Source organism: Paractinoplanes tereljensis, assembly GCF_016862435.1.
GTDB classification, from domain to species: Bacteria; Actinomycetota; Actinomycetes; order Mycobacteriales; family Micromonosporaceae; genus Actinoplanes; species Actinoplanes tereljensis.
The window spans coordinates 12,624-27,367 of record NZ_BOMY01000028.1; the positions used below are offsets into that span (position 1 = coordinate 12,624).

Annotated in this window: 10 protein-coding genes; 6 read left to right on the plus strand and 4 right to left on the minus strand. The window is 70.2% G+C overall.

Annotation, left to right across the window (positions count from 1 at the left end):
• Positions 1–13: 13 nt before the first annotated feature.
• Complete coding sequence (locus Ate02nite_RS20410) at positions 14–592, minus strand: TetR/AcrR family transcriptional regulator (protein ID WP_203807865.1); 579 nt, start codon at positions 590–592, stop codon at positions 14–16.
• Between the two features lie 165 nt (positions 593–757).
• Between Ate02nite_RS20410 and Ate02nite_RS20415 the strand changes: the two genes are divergently transcribed.
• Both Ate02nite_RS20415 and Ate02nite_RS20420 read left to right on the plus strand, forming a co-directional pair.
• Positions 758–1,405 (plus strand): HAD family hydrolase, encoded by a 648-nt coding sequence (locus Ate02nite_RS20415; RefSeq protein WP_203807867.1) that lies wholly within the window; start codon positions 758–760, stop codon positions 1,403–1,405.
• A 144-nt stretch (positions 1,406–1,549) separates the two neighbouring features.
• Positions 1,550–2,455: a serine protein kinase RIO gene (locus Ate02nite_RS20420; protein ID WP_203807869.1), complete on the plus strand. Its 906-nt coding sequence runs from the start codon at positions 1,550–1,552 to the stop codon at positions 2,453–2,455.
• A 48-nt stretch (positions 2,456–2,503) separates the two neighbouring features.
• Here the strand turns inward: Ate02nite_RS20420 and Ate02nite_RS20425 are convergent, their stop codons facing one another.
• From Ate02nite_RS20425 to Ate02nite_RS20435, 3 genes are all read right to left on the minus strand, one after another.
• On the minus strand, positions 2,504–2,749 hold the full coding sequence (locus Ate02nite_RS20425) for a DUF2630 family protein (RefSeq protein ID WP_203807871.1): 246 nt from the start codon (positions 2,747–2,749) through the stop codon (positions 2,504–2,506).
• 60 nt (positions 2,750–2,809) lie between these two features.
• Positions 2,810–5,581 (minus strand): aconitate hydratase AcnA, encoded by a 2,772-nt coding sequence (gene acnA / locus Ate02nite_RS20430; protein ID WP_203807873.1) that lies wholly within the window; start codon positions 5,579–5,581, stop codon positions 2,810–2,812.
• 138 nt (positions 5,582–5,719) lie between these two features.
• Positions 5,720–7,540, minus strand: a complete 1,821-nt coding sequence (locus tag Ate02nite_RS20435) for a glycosyltransferase family 4 protein (protein WP_203807875.1) — start codon at positions 7,538–7,540, stop codon at positions 5,720–5,722.
• A 59-nt stretch (positions 7,541–7,599) separates the two neighbouring features.
• Here Ate02nite_RS20435 and Ate02nite_RS20440 point away from each other — a divergent pair, with 59 nt between their 5' ends.
• The 4 genes from Ate02nite_RS20440 (at position 7,600) to Ate02nite_RS20455 (ending at position 14,730) form a co-directional block, all read left to right on the plus strand.
• The gene (locus Ate02nite_RS20440) at positions 7,600–7,989 is read left to right on the plus strand and encodes a DUF6841 family protein (protein ID WP_203807877.1); all 390 of its coding nucleotides are present in this window, start codon (positions 7,600–7,602) and stop codon (positions 7,987–7,989) included.
• 31 nt (positions 7,990–8,020) lie between these two features.
• Positions 8,021–11,275 (plus strand): pullulanase-type alpha-1,6-glucosidase, encoded by a 3,255-nt coding sequence (gene pulA, locus Ate02nite_RS20445; RefSeq protein ID WP_203807879.1) that lies wholly within the window; start codon positions 8,021–8,023, stop codon positions 11,273–11,275.
• A 979-nt stretch (positions 11,276–12,254) separates the two neighbouring features.
• The gene (locus Ate02nite_RS20450) at positions 12,255–12,776 is read left to right on the plus strand and encodes a hypothetical protein (protein ID WP_239147547.1); all 522 of its coding nucleotides are present in this window, start codon (positions 12,255–12,257) and stop codon (positions 12,774–12,776) included.
• Positions 12,777–13,266: 490 nt separating this feature from the next.
• Positions 13,267–14,730 (plus strand): aminopeptidase P family protein, encoded by a 1,464-nt coding sequence (locus Ate02nite_RS20455; RefSeq protein ID WP_203807881.1) that lies wholly within the window; start codon positions 13,267–13,269, stop codon positions 14,728–14,730.
• Positions 14,731–14,744: the final 14 nt, after the last annotated feature.

The following is a 14,744-nucleotide window of genomic DNA, read 5'->3' on the forward strand; positions in this document are numbered from 1 at the left end:
GCAACGATTGCTTCTAGGCCCGGCGGACAGCCTCTTCCACCACGTCGAGGACGCGGCTCAGCTCTCCGGGTGGGCGGCCGGTGGCCAGGTGGAGGACAAGGCCGTCGTAGGCGAGTTCGAGGAACTGGGTGAGCACCTCGACCGGCACGTCGTCGCGGAGCACCCCGGCGTCGCGCTGGCGCTCCAGGCGGCCGCGGGTGGCGTCGGCGATGGCGGCGGCCCGCTCGGCCCAGCGCTTGGCGAACTGCGGGTCGGTGCGCAGCCGGCGGGACACCTCGAGCTGGGTGCCGAGCCAGCCGGCGGTGTCGCCGTCGCTGCTGCCGGCCCGGGCGAGAAGGTCTCGCATCACCTGGACCAGGCCGTTGCGGGTCACCGTCTCGACCATGGCGGCGGCGTCGTCCTCGGCCACGGCGAGGAACAGCGACTCCTTGTCGCGAAAATGGTGGAAAATCGCGCCGCGGGAGAGGCCGGTGGCGTCCTCCAGACGGCGGACGGTGGCGCCCTCGTAACCGAACCGCGCGAAGCAGTCGCGGGCCGCCGCGAGGATCTCGTGGCGTCTCGCCTCCAGCTGGTCCTGGCTTACTCTGGGCACGCTCTGGATCGTGTCACGCAGGCGCTTTCCAATGCAATCCGTACGTACGTCTTGCCAACCTGGCGGACGACCCCGACCGGATGATGCGAAATCAACCATCCGGGCCGGAAGTTGTTAACAGTCCTGGACTGTTCGCTTTAGTCCCCGCTCACGTAAAGTGCGCGGGTGCCTCTCGTCCTGATGGCTCTCGACGACACCCTGCTCGACCGCAGCGGTGCGTTCAGGCTGTGGGCGAAGGGTTTCCTGGACGAGATCGGGGCACCACAGGACGACCTCGATTGGTTACTCTCCGTTGATGCCGACGGTCTGACGGCCCGCTGGGACCTCGCCGACCTGATCCGGGACCGCTACCGGCTCAACATTCCCTCGATCGATCTCCTCGAAGAGCTGCACGAGGGACCCCTCACTTTCGAGCGTCTCGACCCGATGGTGGGCTGCGCGCTGCAGATCGCCGCCGACGCCGGCCTCGTCCCGGTGGTGGTCACCAACGGGCAGACCGACCGGCAGGACAGCCGGATCCGGCGCACCGGCCTCGATCGGTACGTCGCCGACTGGGTGATTTCCGAGCAGGCCGGGGTGAGTAAGCCCAACCCGCGGATCTTCGCGCTGGCCGCGCAGAAGGTGCGGATGCGGCTCGGCGGTGCCTGGGTGGTGGGCGACAGCCCGGAGGCCGACATCGGCGGCGCGGCCGCGATGGGTCTGCCCAGCGTGTGGCTGCATCGGGGGCGGGACTGGACGGACAACCGGTTCGCGCCGACCCGCGCGGTCGGCAACGTGATCCAGGGCCTCTCCGCGATCATGGCGGCGCAGTAAATTAAATCGGTTGCGCCGCTTGATAGCTTTCTTGGCGTACGTGCAAGCACTGGAGAAGAAGGGGGTGCGGACTGTGGCTGTCTTTGTGATGCCTGCTGCCCAGCGTCAGACCCTTTCTTGCTTCTTCTCCGAGGAGACCCTCCAGTGCGAGAGCACGAGACCACCGTGCGCCGTGGCCGGCGCAAGTTCGACGACGACGATTCTGACTTCCTGAAGCGGGGCCGGCTCGAGCCGCGGCTCGCCGAAGACCCCGATCTACCCGAGACCGGCGACAACTGGTCCACCTGGGATGGTGCCCTGCACGGTCCCGAACCCCGCCCGGAGTGGGTCCGCACCGAGCACGCCGCGGTCGACGACGAGCTGGGCATGCTCAAGACCGGCAAAGAGGCCGACGTCTTCCTGGTCCGGCGGCACGTGCCGGGCACCGGCAAGGTCAGCATGCTGGCCGCCAAACGTTACCGCGACGGCGACCACCGGCTGTTCCACCGCGACGCCGGCTATCTCGAGGGCCGCCGGGTGCGCCGATCCCGGGAGAACCGGGCGATGGCCAACCGCAGCTCGTTCGGCAAGGAGATGATCGCCGGGCAGTGGGCGGTCGCCGAGTTCGGCGCGCTCAGCCACCTGTGGGCGCTCGGGCAGGAGAGCGGCCTGGTCCGGGTGCCGTACCCGGTGCAGCTCATCGGCACCGAGCTGATGCTGGAGTTCATCGGCAACTGGGAGACCGGCGAGGCGGCACCACGGCTCGCCCAGGTGCGGGCCGAGCCCGACCAGCTGGCCGATCTGTGGCAGCAGATGACCGACGCGCTGTCGGTGCTGGCCCGCGCGCAGGTGGCGCACGGCGACCTCTCGCCGTACAACACGCTCGTGCACGAGGACCGGCTGGTGCTTATCGACTTGCCGCAGATCGTCGACGTCATCGGCAACCCGCAGGGCGCCGACTTCATCGCCCGGGACGTGCGTAACGTCGCCGGCTGGTTCACCCAGCGCGGTCTCCGGGTGGACGCCGACGAGCTGCTCGAACGCCTGCTCTACGAGGCGGGTATCAAGTGAGACGCCCCGGTCCGCGGCCGCCCAGAACGAGGCGGCCGCGACCGCGGGTCACTGGAAGTAGCCCTCGACCTCGTTGACGCTGTGGGCCTGCTCGGCGTTCGGGTCGTTGCCCACCTCACGGGCGGCCCGGCGCCGGCGCAGCAGGTCCCAGCACTGGTCGAGTGCTTCCTCGAGCTCCTTGAGGCGGGCGTGCTCCTCGTCCGAGCTGATTTCGCCACGGCCGAGTTGCCCGCGCAACTTGTGTTCCTCGTCGACCAAGCCGTGGATCTTGCCCAGCACTGTGTTGTCGTCCATCCCCGAAGCCTATTCGCTTCGGTCCGGGCGCCCGCTCGCAGGCGGGCGCCCGGTTACCGATCAGCTGTTGATCATCTTGCGGAGGACGTACTGCAGGATGCCGCCGTTGCGGTAGTAGTCCGCCTCGCCGGGGGTGTCGATCCGGACGTCGGCGTCGAACTCGATGCCGGTGTCCGTGCGGACCTTGACGGTGCCCGGGATCTCGCCGTCGTTCAGCGCCGTGACGCCGGTGATGGTGAAGGTCTCGGTGCCGGTCAGGCCCAGCGACTCGGCGTTGGTCTTGGGCGGGAACTGCAGCGGCAGCACGCCCATGCCGATCAGGTTGGAGCGGTGGATGCGCTCGTAGCTCTCGGCGATGACCGCGCGCACACCCAGCAGCATCGTGCCCTTGGCCGCCCAGTCGCGCGACGAGCCCGAGCCGTACTCCTTGCCGGCCAGGATGACCAGCGGGATGCTCGCCTCCTGGTAGGCCACCGACGCGTCGTAGATCGTGCTCTGGTCGCCGGTCAGGTGGTTGACCGTGAAGCCGCCCTCGACGCCCGGCACCAGCTGGTTGCGCAGCCGGATGTTGGCGAACGTGCCGCGGATCATGACCTCGTGGTTACCGCGGCGGGAGCCGTAGCTGTTGAACTCGTGGCGCGGGACGCCGTGCTCGGCCAGGTATTTACCGGCCGGGGAGTCCGCCTTGATCGAGCTGGCCGGGGAGATGTGGTCGGTGGTCACCGAGTCACCCAGCTTGGCCAGCACCCGGGCGCCGCTGATGTCCACGACCGGGCTCGGCTCGGCGGCCATGCCCTCGAAGTACGGAGGCTTCCGGACGTAGGTGGAGTCACCGGCCCAGGCGAAGGTGTCACCGGTCGGGGTGGGCAGCGACTGCCACTGCTCGTCGCCGGCGAAGACGTCCTGGTAGGCGGCGCTGAAGCCGTCGGCACCGATGGCCTGCGCGATGGTCTCGTCGATCTCGGCGTTGGTCGGCCAGATGTCGGTCAGGAAGACCGGCTTGCCGTCCGAGCCGACACCGAGGGGCTCGGTGGTGATGTCGATGTCCATCGAGCCGGCCAGGGCGTACGCCACCACCAGCGGCGGGGACGCCAGGTAGTTCATCTTGACGTCCGGGTTGATCCGGCCCTCGAAGTTGCGGTTGCCGGAGAGGACGCTGACCGCGGTCAGGTCGGCCTCGTTGACGGCGGCCGAGACCTCCTCGGGCAGCGGGCCCGAGTTGCCGATGCAGGTGGTGCAGCCGTAGCCGACCAGGTTGAACCCGAGCTTGTCGAGGTAGGGCGTCAGGCCGGCCCGGTTGTAGTAGTCCGAGACGACCTTCGAGCCCGGGGCCAGGGTGGTCTTGACCCACGGCTTGCGGGTCAGGCCACGCTCGACGGCCTTCTTCGCGAGCAGCGCGGCACCGATCATGACCTGCGGGTTCGACGTGTTGGTGCAGGACGTGATGGCGGCGATGACGACCGCGCCGTGGTCCAGTTCGTATTCCACGCCGTCGTCGCCCTTGACCCGGGTCGGCTTGGAGGTGCGGCCGTGGGCGCCGTCGGCCGCGCTGAAGAGCCGCGGCTTGTCGGCGTCGTCGGACACCCCGTTGGCCGGGGAGTCACTGGCCGGGAAGGATTCCTCGCTGGCCTCGTCGGCGTGCCCGTGCGGGGCGGCGTAGTTCGGCAGAACCTCGCGGAACGCCTCCTTGGCCTCGCTGAGCAGCACCCGGTCCTGCGGGCGCTTCGGGCCGGCCAGCGACGGGACGATCGTCGACAGGTCGAGCTCGAGCTTCTCCGAGAAGTCCGGCTCGGCGTTCGGGTCGAGCCACAGGCCCTGCCGCTTCGCGTACGCCTCGACCAGGTCGACCTGGGCGTCGCTGCGGCCGGTCAACCGGAGGTACTTGATCGTCTCGTCGTCGATCGGGAAGATCGCGGCGGTCGAGCCGTACTCCGGCGACATGTTGCCGATGGTGGCCCGGTTGGCGAGCGGCACGGCGGTGACGCCGGGGCCGTAGAACTCGACGAACTTGCTGACCACGCCGTGCTGGCGGAGCATCTCGGTGATGGTCAGCACCAGGTCGGTGGCGGTGGTGCCGGCCGGCTGCTCGCCGTACAGCTTGAAGCCGACGACCCGCGGGATCAGCATGCTGACCGGCTGGCCCAGCATGGCGGCCTCGGCCTCGATGCCGCCGACGCCCCAGCCCAGCACGCCCAGGCCGTTGACCATCGTGGTGTGCGAGTCGGTGCCGACGACCGTGTCGGGGTAGGCCTGGCCGTTACGTTCCATGATCGTACGAGCCAGGTATTCGATGTTGACCTGGTGCACGATGCCGGTGCCGGGCGGGACGACCTTGAACTCGTTGAACGCGGTCTGGCCCCAGCGGAGGAACTGGTAGCGCTCGCGGTTGCGCTGGTACTCCAGCTCCACGTTGCGGGCGAAGGCGTCCGCGCGGCCGAACAGGTCGGCGATCACCGAGTGGTCGATGACCAGCTCGGCCGGGGCGAGCGGGTTGACCTTGGTGGGGTCACCGCCCAGCTCCTTCACGGCTTCCCGCATGGTGGCCAGGTCGACCACGCAGGGAACGCCGGTGAAGTCCTGCATCAGCACCCGCGCCGGAGTGAACTGGATCTCGACGCTGGGGTCGGCGGTCTGGTCCCAGCCGCCGAGGGCGCGGATGTGGTCGGCCGTGATGTTGGCGCCGTCCTCGGTCCGCAGCAGGTTCTCCAAGAGGATCTTCAAGGAGTAGGGCAGACGCTCATGCCCCTCGACCTTGTCGATCGTGAAAATCTCGTAGCTCGCGTCTCCGACGCGTAGCTCGCTCTTCGCACCAAAGGTGTCGAGGCTGGCCACGTCATCTCCTTCACCCAGCGACTGTGCGGTCAAGTCTTTCGCACCGGTACCGGCGCTCTGGGAGTTAGGCAAACCTAACTCTCAGTTCACGTTTCCCGTAAACCGTACGTCCGTCTTGTAAGCCCGCGCAAGGCGGGGTCAGGCGGTCACCCGGATCGTGAAATCGTTACTTTCCGTGTAGCCCGGTTGGAGCTTTGCGCCACCCACCGTGGTGGCCGGCAGGACGAACGCCGTCCGTTTGTCGACGATGTCGTCCCGGAATCTTCCCAGGGTCACGGGGTCCGCGGTGGCGGCATGGCGCAGCCGCAGGGTCCAGGTGCCGATGGGCAGCGACGGGATCGAGGCCCGGAAGTCGAGACCGTCGGTCGTCACCGTGAGCTTCCGGATGTCCTTCCCGTCCTGTGCCTCGAGGAGGGGGTCGTCAAACATCGCGCCGTGCAGCCGGCCGGTCAGATGAATGCCGTCCGTGTCGGTGGTGATGTCGCCGACCTCGGCGTAGACCGGCTGATCCCAGATGCGGACGGCCAGCCAGCCGTCCTGGGTTCGGTAGGGGAGCTGGATCCGTTGACCGACCGGGCCGTCGAGAAGATGCCGGGTGTCCCGGAGTCCGGCCAGCAGTGGCACGCCGTCCTTCTCCAGCCGGCCCTCCATATTCACCGTGACGCCGTCCGGCAGGGGGGCGACGCCGTCCCAGTCAAGCGTGGGCTGGGTGTCGGTGGCGGCGGGACCGAGTGCTTCGACCGGCTCGCGGCGGCGCCAAGGCTTCCGCTTGTTGTCCGAAATTTCGGTAAATAGCCGCTCGTACTGCTCGGCGATCGGAGCCGGGTCGTAGCGGGCCGAATTGGTCAGTGCGGCGGCCGCCATCGAGCGGCGCAACTCGTCGTCGTTGATCAGCTTGAGCAGGGCGTCGCCCATCGCGTCCGGGTCGCCGACCGGCGTGAGCAGGCCGTCCTCGCCGTGCCGGAGGATCTCGCCGGGGCCGTGCGGCGCGTCCGTGCTGACCACCGGCACCCCGCACCGCATCGCCTCGACAAGCGTCATGCCGAACGGTTCCCGGTCGGCCGAGACTGCGGCGATCGAGCCCTTGGCCCACTCCGCCTCGATCGGCGAATACTGCCCCATCATCCGCACGTGGTTGTGCAGGCCGAGCTCCAGCACCAGGGCGCGCAGCGCCGGCGTCTCCTTGCCGTCGCCGTAGATCCGCAGTTGCCAGTCCGGCCGCTCGGCCGCGACCTTGGCGAACGCGCGAATCAGCACGTCGTAGCGCTTGCTCGCGATCAGCCGGCCGGCCGCCACGACGAGCTTCGCTCGCCCGTGCGACGGCGGCACGGTGGGTGCCGGCACGCCGTTCGGGATGAACAGCAGACGGGTACGGCGTAGCCGCAGGTGCTCGCGGTAGTCGTCGGCGTCGTGCTGAGAGACCGTGACGAACGCGTCCAGCTTGCGCAGGTAGCGCGGCATCAGCTCACGGAGCGCCTTGCGGTGCTGGCCGCGGACCAGGTGCTCCTGCCCGATCCGCACCATGTGCCGGGGCGCGAAGGCGGCCGTGTAGGCGATCAGGCCGGGCCGGGTCGCGATGACCACGTCGGCGTCCGAGCCCCGAAGGTAGGCGCGGTAGCGCTCCTCGACGAACCGGTCGTAGTCGCGGGCCCGGAAGTCCGATTTCGGGTAGACCTTGGGGTCGCGGCCCCGGCCGGGTGCGTCGGCCACGTAGTCGGGGTGCTCGGTGCGCTGCTCGACCAGCGACATCAGGCGGATCGCCGGGTCGATCGGCATTTTCGGCACGTCGCGATGGCGTACCGTGCTGAGGACCTCGACCTCGTGCCCGCGTGCCGCGAGAGCGGCGCCCAGATTGAACGTCGTCTTGATGGTTCCGCCGATGCCAAAGGCATCGTTGATGAGGAAAAGCACCTTCATGGCCGATTCGCGGGCCTTTCCGTGGCCGGTCAGGTTCGACACGTTAGCCGCTCCGCGCACCTCGTGTTTACCCCCTTGTCGGATAGGGCACACGGCGACCCGTGAGGACCCCGATCGATCTGGACGAGTTGACGGACTTCTTCGACCACTACGGTGCCGCCCTGACCACGGGCGATGTCGCGGCGGTGGCCGGCTGCTACGCGCTGCCGGGCATGGTCGTCGCCGACTCCTACAGCTTCACCTTCACCTCGCCGGCCGCGGTCGCGCTGTCCTTCCTCGGCGCTGCCCCCACCTACCGCGAGCAGCAGGTCGTGGCCGCGCACGCGCAGCTGCTCGACGTGCAGCAGTTGTCCTCGGCGCTGACTCTCGTCGCCGTCGAATGGGAGTATTTGGACAGCTCCGGCAATAGGCTGTCCGGCGGACAATTCCACTATCTGATGCGAATGGACGCAAGCGGGCCCCGTATTACCACTGTGATCTCGACGCACTGAAATCGTCGTACCCCGGTGCGAGGATGGCCCGGTGACCACGATCGAGATCGCACCCACCGCGCCCACTGCCGCCCGCAGCCGCTCGCAGTGGCTGGTCGTGCATTACGCCCGCCCCGACGGGGAGTACAGCGCGTGGTGGCTGCACGCGTGGGGCGATCTCGCGCCCGGCCAGGACACCGGTTATCCGGGCGGCGCGCCGTTCGCCGGTGAGGACGCCTACGGCCGGTTCGCCTGGGTGCGACTGGCCGAGGGCGCCCGCGACGTCGGCTTCGTGCTTGTCGACCACGCCAGTGTCAAGGACGTCGACGAGGACCGGCACGTCGACCCCTCGATCACCCCGGAGATCTGGCTGCGCCCCGGCGACCCGGGCATCTACTTCGAGCCGCCGACGCCGGTGCCGGCGGCCGAGCACGACGACGTGGTGATCCACTACCGGCGCGCGGCCGGCGACTACGCCGGGTGGGGTCTGCACGCCTGGGAGGGCACCCCGAAGAAGCCGGTCTGGGACCAGCCGATCCATCCGGGCACCTACGACTCGTTCGGGGCGGTGTTCCGCGTCCCGGTCCGGCCCGACGCGGCCGGCCTGCGTTTCGTGCTGCACCGCGGCGACACCAAGGACGTCGCCGACGACCAGCGGCTCGACCTCACCGTCGCGCGCGAGGTGTGGCTGCTGGCCGGCACCGTCGCCCCGGTGCGCCCCGACCTCGGCACCCTCGGCCCCGAGCTCGACCCGGCCCGCCAGCTGGCCGTCTTCCTCGACCGCACGACGATCGCGCTGCCCGAGGGCTTCGCCGAGCGGGCCACCACGTTCACCCTGGTCGGCTCGGCCAACGGCACCGTCCGGCGGGCCGGTGACGAGCTGACCGGCGAGTTCACCACGCTGCCGCTCACCCCGCGCCCCGGCGGTCTGTTCCAGGCCCAGAGCCGCCGCTTCCCGCACCTGCGTGCCTACCGGGCGTTCTCGGTGCGCGAGCTCGGCGACGCCGCCCTGGGCTACCTACTGCGCGGCCAGGTGCTGGTCGTCGGCCGCGATACCGAGGGCTTGGTCAGCGCGGTCACCGGCGTGCAGCTGCCGGGCGTGCTCGACGACCTCTACGCCGACGCCGCCGACACCGAGCTCGGCACCGCGATGGCCGACGACCGGCCGCAGCTGTCGGTGTGGGCGCCCACCGCCCGCACGGTCGAGCTGGAGCTGTTCCGGGTGCCCGGCGAGGAACCCAAGGTGCTGCCGATGGACCGCGACGCGGTCACCGGCGTCTGGAGCATCGCCGGCAAGCGCAAGTGGCTCGGCCGCTACTACCGCTACCGGGTCGAGGTGTGGCATCCGGCGGCCCAGCGCATCGTCACCACCAGCGTCACCGACCCCTACTCGCTCGCCCTGGCCGCCGACTCCACCCACAGCCTGCTCGTCGATCTGGCCGACCCCGAGCTGGCCCCGCCCGGCTGGGACACCCTCGCCAAGCCGCCGGTGGTCGCGCCGGCCCGGATGCAGATCGCCGAGGTGTCCATCCGCGAGTTCTCGATCTTCGACCACTCGCTGCCCGCCGTCGAGCGCGGCACCTACGCCGCGTTCACCCGTTCCGACGCGGCCTGCATGCGGCACCTGCGCTCGCTCGGCGACGCCGGCCTCACCCACCTGCACCTGCTGCCGGCCTTCGACTTCGCGACCGTGCCCGACCGCCGCGCCGACCAGCGGCTGCCCGCCTGTGATCTGGCGTCGTTCCCGCCCGACTCGGAGGAACAGCAGAAAGCCGTCATGGCCGTCGCCGAGCAGGACGGGTGGAACTGGGGTTACGACCCGTGGCACTACACCGCCCCCGAGGGCAGCTTCAGCACCGATCCGTCCGGCCCGGCCCGCATCATCGAGTTCCGCAAGATGGTCGCCGCGCTCAACGACGCCGGCCTGCGCGTGATCATGGACGTGGTCTACAACCACACCATGGAGGACGGCCTGCACCGGCTCAGCGTCCTCGACCGGGTCGTGCCCGGCTACTACTACCGGCAGCTGGCCGACGGCAGCACGGCCGAGTCCACCTGCTGCCCCAACACCGCCACCGAGCACATGATGATGGGCCGCCTGGTGGTCGACTCGATCGTCACCTGGGCTCGCGAATACAAGGTCGACGGTTTCCGCTTCGACCTGATGGGCCACCACCCGCGGGCCAACATCCTCGAGGTCCGGGTCGCCCTCGACCATCTGCCCGACGGCAAGGACATCTATCTGTACGGCGAGGGCTGGAACTTCGGCGAGGTGGCCTACGACGCCCGGTTCGCCCAGGCCACCCAGGTCAACATGGCCGGCACCGGCATCGGCACGTTCAACGACCGGCTGCGCGACGCGGTCCGCGGCGGCGGCTCCTTCGGCGACCCCACCGAGCAGGGCTTCGCCAGCGGCCTCGGCTCGAACACCCCGCTCTGGCTGCACGACAAGATCAAGGTGGGCCTGGCCGGCGCCCTGTCCACCTACCGTTTCCTCACCCACTCCGGCGCCGAGCAGAGCGGCGCCCAGATCGACTACAACGGCTCACCCAGCGGCTACGCCCTGACGCCGTCCGAGACGATCAATTACGTCGACGCCCACGACAACGAGATCCTCTACGACGCGCTGGCCTTCAAGCTGCCCCGCGACACCGCTCCCGTCGACCGCGCCCGCCTGCAGATCCTCGCCCTGTCGATCGTGGTCCTGGGCCAGGGCATCGGCTTCATGGCGCTGGGCAGCGAACGGTTGCGGTCCAAATCGCTCGACCGCAACTCGTTCGACTCGGGCGACTGGTTCAACCAGATCCGCTGGAACCCGACCCAGGGCAACGGCTTCGGCCTGGGCCTTCCGCCGGCCCGCGACAACGAGGACAAGTGGCACTTCGCCCGCCCGCTGCTGGCCGACGAGTCGCTGGTCCCGCCGCCCGAGCTGATCGCGATGACCGCCGAGCGCTACCGCGAGCTGCTCCGCATCCGCCGCTCCTCCCCGGTCTTCGGCCTGCCCACCGCCGAGGAGGTGCAGCGCCGCCTGACCTTCCCGCTGAGCGGCCCCGACGAGACCCCCGGCGTGATCGTCATGTGCCTGGACGGCACCGGCCTGGACCCACGCTGGCGCCACTTGGTCACGGTCTTCAACGCCACCGAACACCCCACCACCCAGACCGTCCCGGCCCTGTCCCGCCTGGACCTGAAACCCCACCCCGACCAGGCCTCCTCCGCCGACCCCGCCCTCCGAACCGCCACCGCCGAAGCCGGCACCCTGACCGTCCCCGCACGCTCGGTAGCGGTCTTCGTAGCCGACCTGTAAAACCAGCGCCGCTCGCGGCCGATCAGACCGCTTGCGCTCTTTTGTCAGTACGCCGCAGGACATGTCCCGTGGCACTCAGTTCCGCTGGGCGAAGCTCACCCTCCGCGCGCCCCCACCGGGCGGGCCCGCCTAGCGCGCCCCTTTCCGGCCTGCCGGCCCCGCCGGGCCGTAGGCCCGGGAGTGGTCCTGCCGTTTGCCGTAACGGCGGTTCTCGATGCTGCCGCGCGACGCAACGGCGTGTGAGCGAAGCCCACCCTCCGCGCGCCCGCGCCGGCCGGGCGGGCCCGCCCGGCGCGCCCCGCTCCGGCTTGCCGGCTCCGCTCGGGCTTGTCGGCTCTGCTCGGTCTTGCCGGCTCCGCTCCGGTCTGCCGGCTTCGCTCGGGCTTGCCGGCTCCGCTCGGGCTTGCCGGATCCGCTCCGGTCTGCCTGCCCTGCTCCGGTCTGCCGCCCCCGCTCTGGCTTGCCGACCCCGCCGGGCCGTAGGCCCGGACGCGGTCCTGCCGGTTGCCGTAACCGCGGTTCTCGACTCTGCCGCGCGACGCAACGGCGTGGGGCGCCGCTTCGCCGTGAGACGCCGCTTCGGCGTGGGACGCCGCGACGGACGCCGCTTCGGCGCGGTGCGGTGCGGTGCGGTGCGATGCGGTGCATCGCGCGGCGCAGGCGGGTTGGTGTCTGGCGGCTTTTGTCCGGGCTATTCCCGCGGATCTTGTGGATCTGCTGCTTGGTGCGCGCGGGAACTCGACAGGTTCGGGCTGAGCTGGTCGGCCGGGTGCTGACAAAGGCGGTATGTCGGACGTTGTGCGGGCTCTGGCCCACGAGCTGGGAAGGGGCGTCCGGAAGGCGGGATGGAACCCGCGATACGGGATGACGTCCCGGTCTCCGCGCACCGTGACCGCGATGCCGGAGCGGCGGGGGCGGGGAGGGTGGCTGCGGGGCTGCGCTACATTGCGCCGCACGCGGAACTTTTTCGCGTTGGCGTGTGGTGGAGGCAGTGGTGCGGCTCGGTGTGGCCCTGGGCGGGATCGCCCTGGTAGCGGTTCTCGGTGGGTGCACCTCGCACACCGTGAGTCCGACCTGGAGCAGCGCTTCCGGGTCGGCTCCGCCGCCGGTGGCGGCCGAGTCGGCGCCGCCGTTCAGTGAGCCGGCCGCCTACGCCTTCACGATGATCCGGGGCTGCGACGAGACGTCCCCGCTGGGCCGCTACAAGGTGACCGTGCGGTCGGGGGCGGTGGAGTCGGCCGAGCGGATCGGCGCGACGGTCCAGGCCTCGCCGAGCGCCGACGTGGACCTCGGTCCGGCGGCGGGGCAGGACGGCGAGGAGATCGACGTTCCCACGCTGGCCGAGCTGCGCGCGATGGCCCAGACCGCGGCCGACGACGGCGCCCAGGTGACCACCACCTATGCGGCCGACGGCCGCCCGGTCAAGGTCGTCATCAACGTCGAGGACGACCCGTCGGCGGCCGAGTGCTTCACCGTGGCGGATTACGCGCCGGTCGCCTGACCGCCCGGCTGCGAGTGCCGCCCGGGCAGGGGGACCGCCTCGGCTGGGGGAGTCACCGAGCTGGGAGGGCCGTCCGGGCAGGGGGACCGCCTCGGCTGGGGGAGTCACCGAGCTGGGAGAGCCGTCCGAGCAGGAGGACCGCCTCGGCTGGGGCATCTGGGCGGGAGCCCCCCGCGGGAGGACCGCCCCGGCGGGGAGAGCCATCCGGGTGGGAAAGCCGCCGGCTGGGAGACCCGCCCGGGCAGGAGGACCGCCCTGGCTGGGGGAGTCATCTGGGCGGGAGGGCGATCCGGGCGGGGAAGCCACCCGGGCGCGCGAGGGGCGCGCTGCGGGCCGGTGGGTCGCCTGGGTCGCGTTGAGCTTCCGGGTTCGGGGTGGTGCGGTTGGGGGGCCCGCGGGCGTACGGCTGGATGGGCTTGATCTTGGGGGGTCTGCGTCCTGTCGGGGGCAGGCGGTAACGTCGTGGGCGGACCGAGGAGTGGGAGGCACGATGGCCGAGAAGAGCGCGGCAGCGCCCAAGACCGAATCGCATGACCCGGATTTTCCGGAGGCGTTTCTGCAGTTCATGCGCAGTGGGTGGCGGGATGAGGAGCTGAGCGTCTCGCCTCGGGCCGAGGCGCCCAACTACGAGAAGCGGCGGGCCGCGCTGTCGTCGGCATTTCCCGGCGAGACGCTGATCATCCCGAGCGGCAATGAGAAGGTTCGCGCGAATGACACGGACTACCCGTTTCGCCCCGGTAGTGACTTCTTCTACCTGACCGGCGATCGCGATCCGGACAGCGTTCTGGTGCTGCTGCCGACCGGGTCGGGGCATGACGCGGTGCTCTTCACGCATCAGCGCAACTCCAAGGAGACCGACGCGTTCTTCCGCAGCCGCAACGGCGAGTTGTGGATCGGGCGCACCCCCACCCTCCTCGAGAAGTCGACCGAGCTGGGGCTGGGCACGGCGCCGCTCGGGCAGCTGGGGTCGATGCTGGCCGGCACCGCGCCGGGGCGCACCCGGGTGCTGCGCGGGCTCGACGCCAACGTCGACCGGGCCGTGCTGGCCTACGAGCCCGACAAGGAGAAACCGCGCGACCGCGAGCTCGCCTGGACTCTGTCCGAGTTGAAGCTGGTCAAGGACGAGTGGGAGATCGCCCAGCTGCAGGCCGCCATCGACGCGACAGTGCACGGGTTCGAAGATGTCGCCCGCGTCCTGCCGGCCGATCGTGGCGTCTCCGAGCGGCTGCTCGAGGGCGTTTTCGGGCTGCGGGCCCGGCACGACGGCAACGACGTGGGCTACGGCTCGATCGTCGGCGCGGGCGCGCACGCGACGATCCTGCACTGGGTGCGTAACACCGGCGTCACCACGCCGGGTGAGCTGCTGTTGATGGACATGGGCGTCGAGGGGCACAACCTCTACACCGCCGACGTCACCCGCACGGTGCCGGTGAGCGGCACCTTCACGCCGCTGCAGCGCCAGGTCTACGACATCGTGCACGCGTCGCAGCAGGCCGGGATGGATGCGATCCGGCCCGGCGTGAAGTTCAAGGACGTGCACAAGACCTGCATGCGGGTGCTCGCCGAGGGCCTGCACGACCTCGACCTGCTGCCGGTGAGCGTCGACGAGGCGATGGACGAGAAGAGCACGGTCTACCGCCGGTGGACCCTGCACGGCTTCGGCCACATGCTCGGCATCGACGTGCACGACTGCTCGAACGCTCGCAACGACAACTACCGCGACGGCACCCTCGGCGAGGGTTTCGTGCTGACCGTCGAGCCGGGTCTGTATTTCCAGCCCGAGGACGAGCTGGTCCCGGCCGAGCTGCGCGGCGTCGGCGTGCGCATCGAGGACGACGTGGTGGTGACCGCCGACGGCTGCCGCAATCTTTCGGCCGGCCTGCCCCGCTCCTCGGCCGAGGTCGAGCAGTGGATGGCCGCGCAGCGTGCGGCGGGCCCGCGCCTGCCGGAGTAATGGGCCGGAGTAAA

Coding starts and splice junctions, on each gene's coding strand:
- Ate02nite_RS20425 (WP_203807871.1), bottom strand. CDS start 2,749: ATGGACGACAACACAGTGCTGGGCAAGATCCACGGCTTGGTCGACGAG.
- Ate02nite_RS20455 (WP_203807881.1), top strand. CDS start 13,267: ATGGCCGAGAAGAGCGCGGCAGCGCCCAAGACCGAATCGCATGACCCG.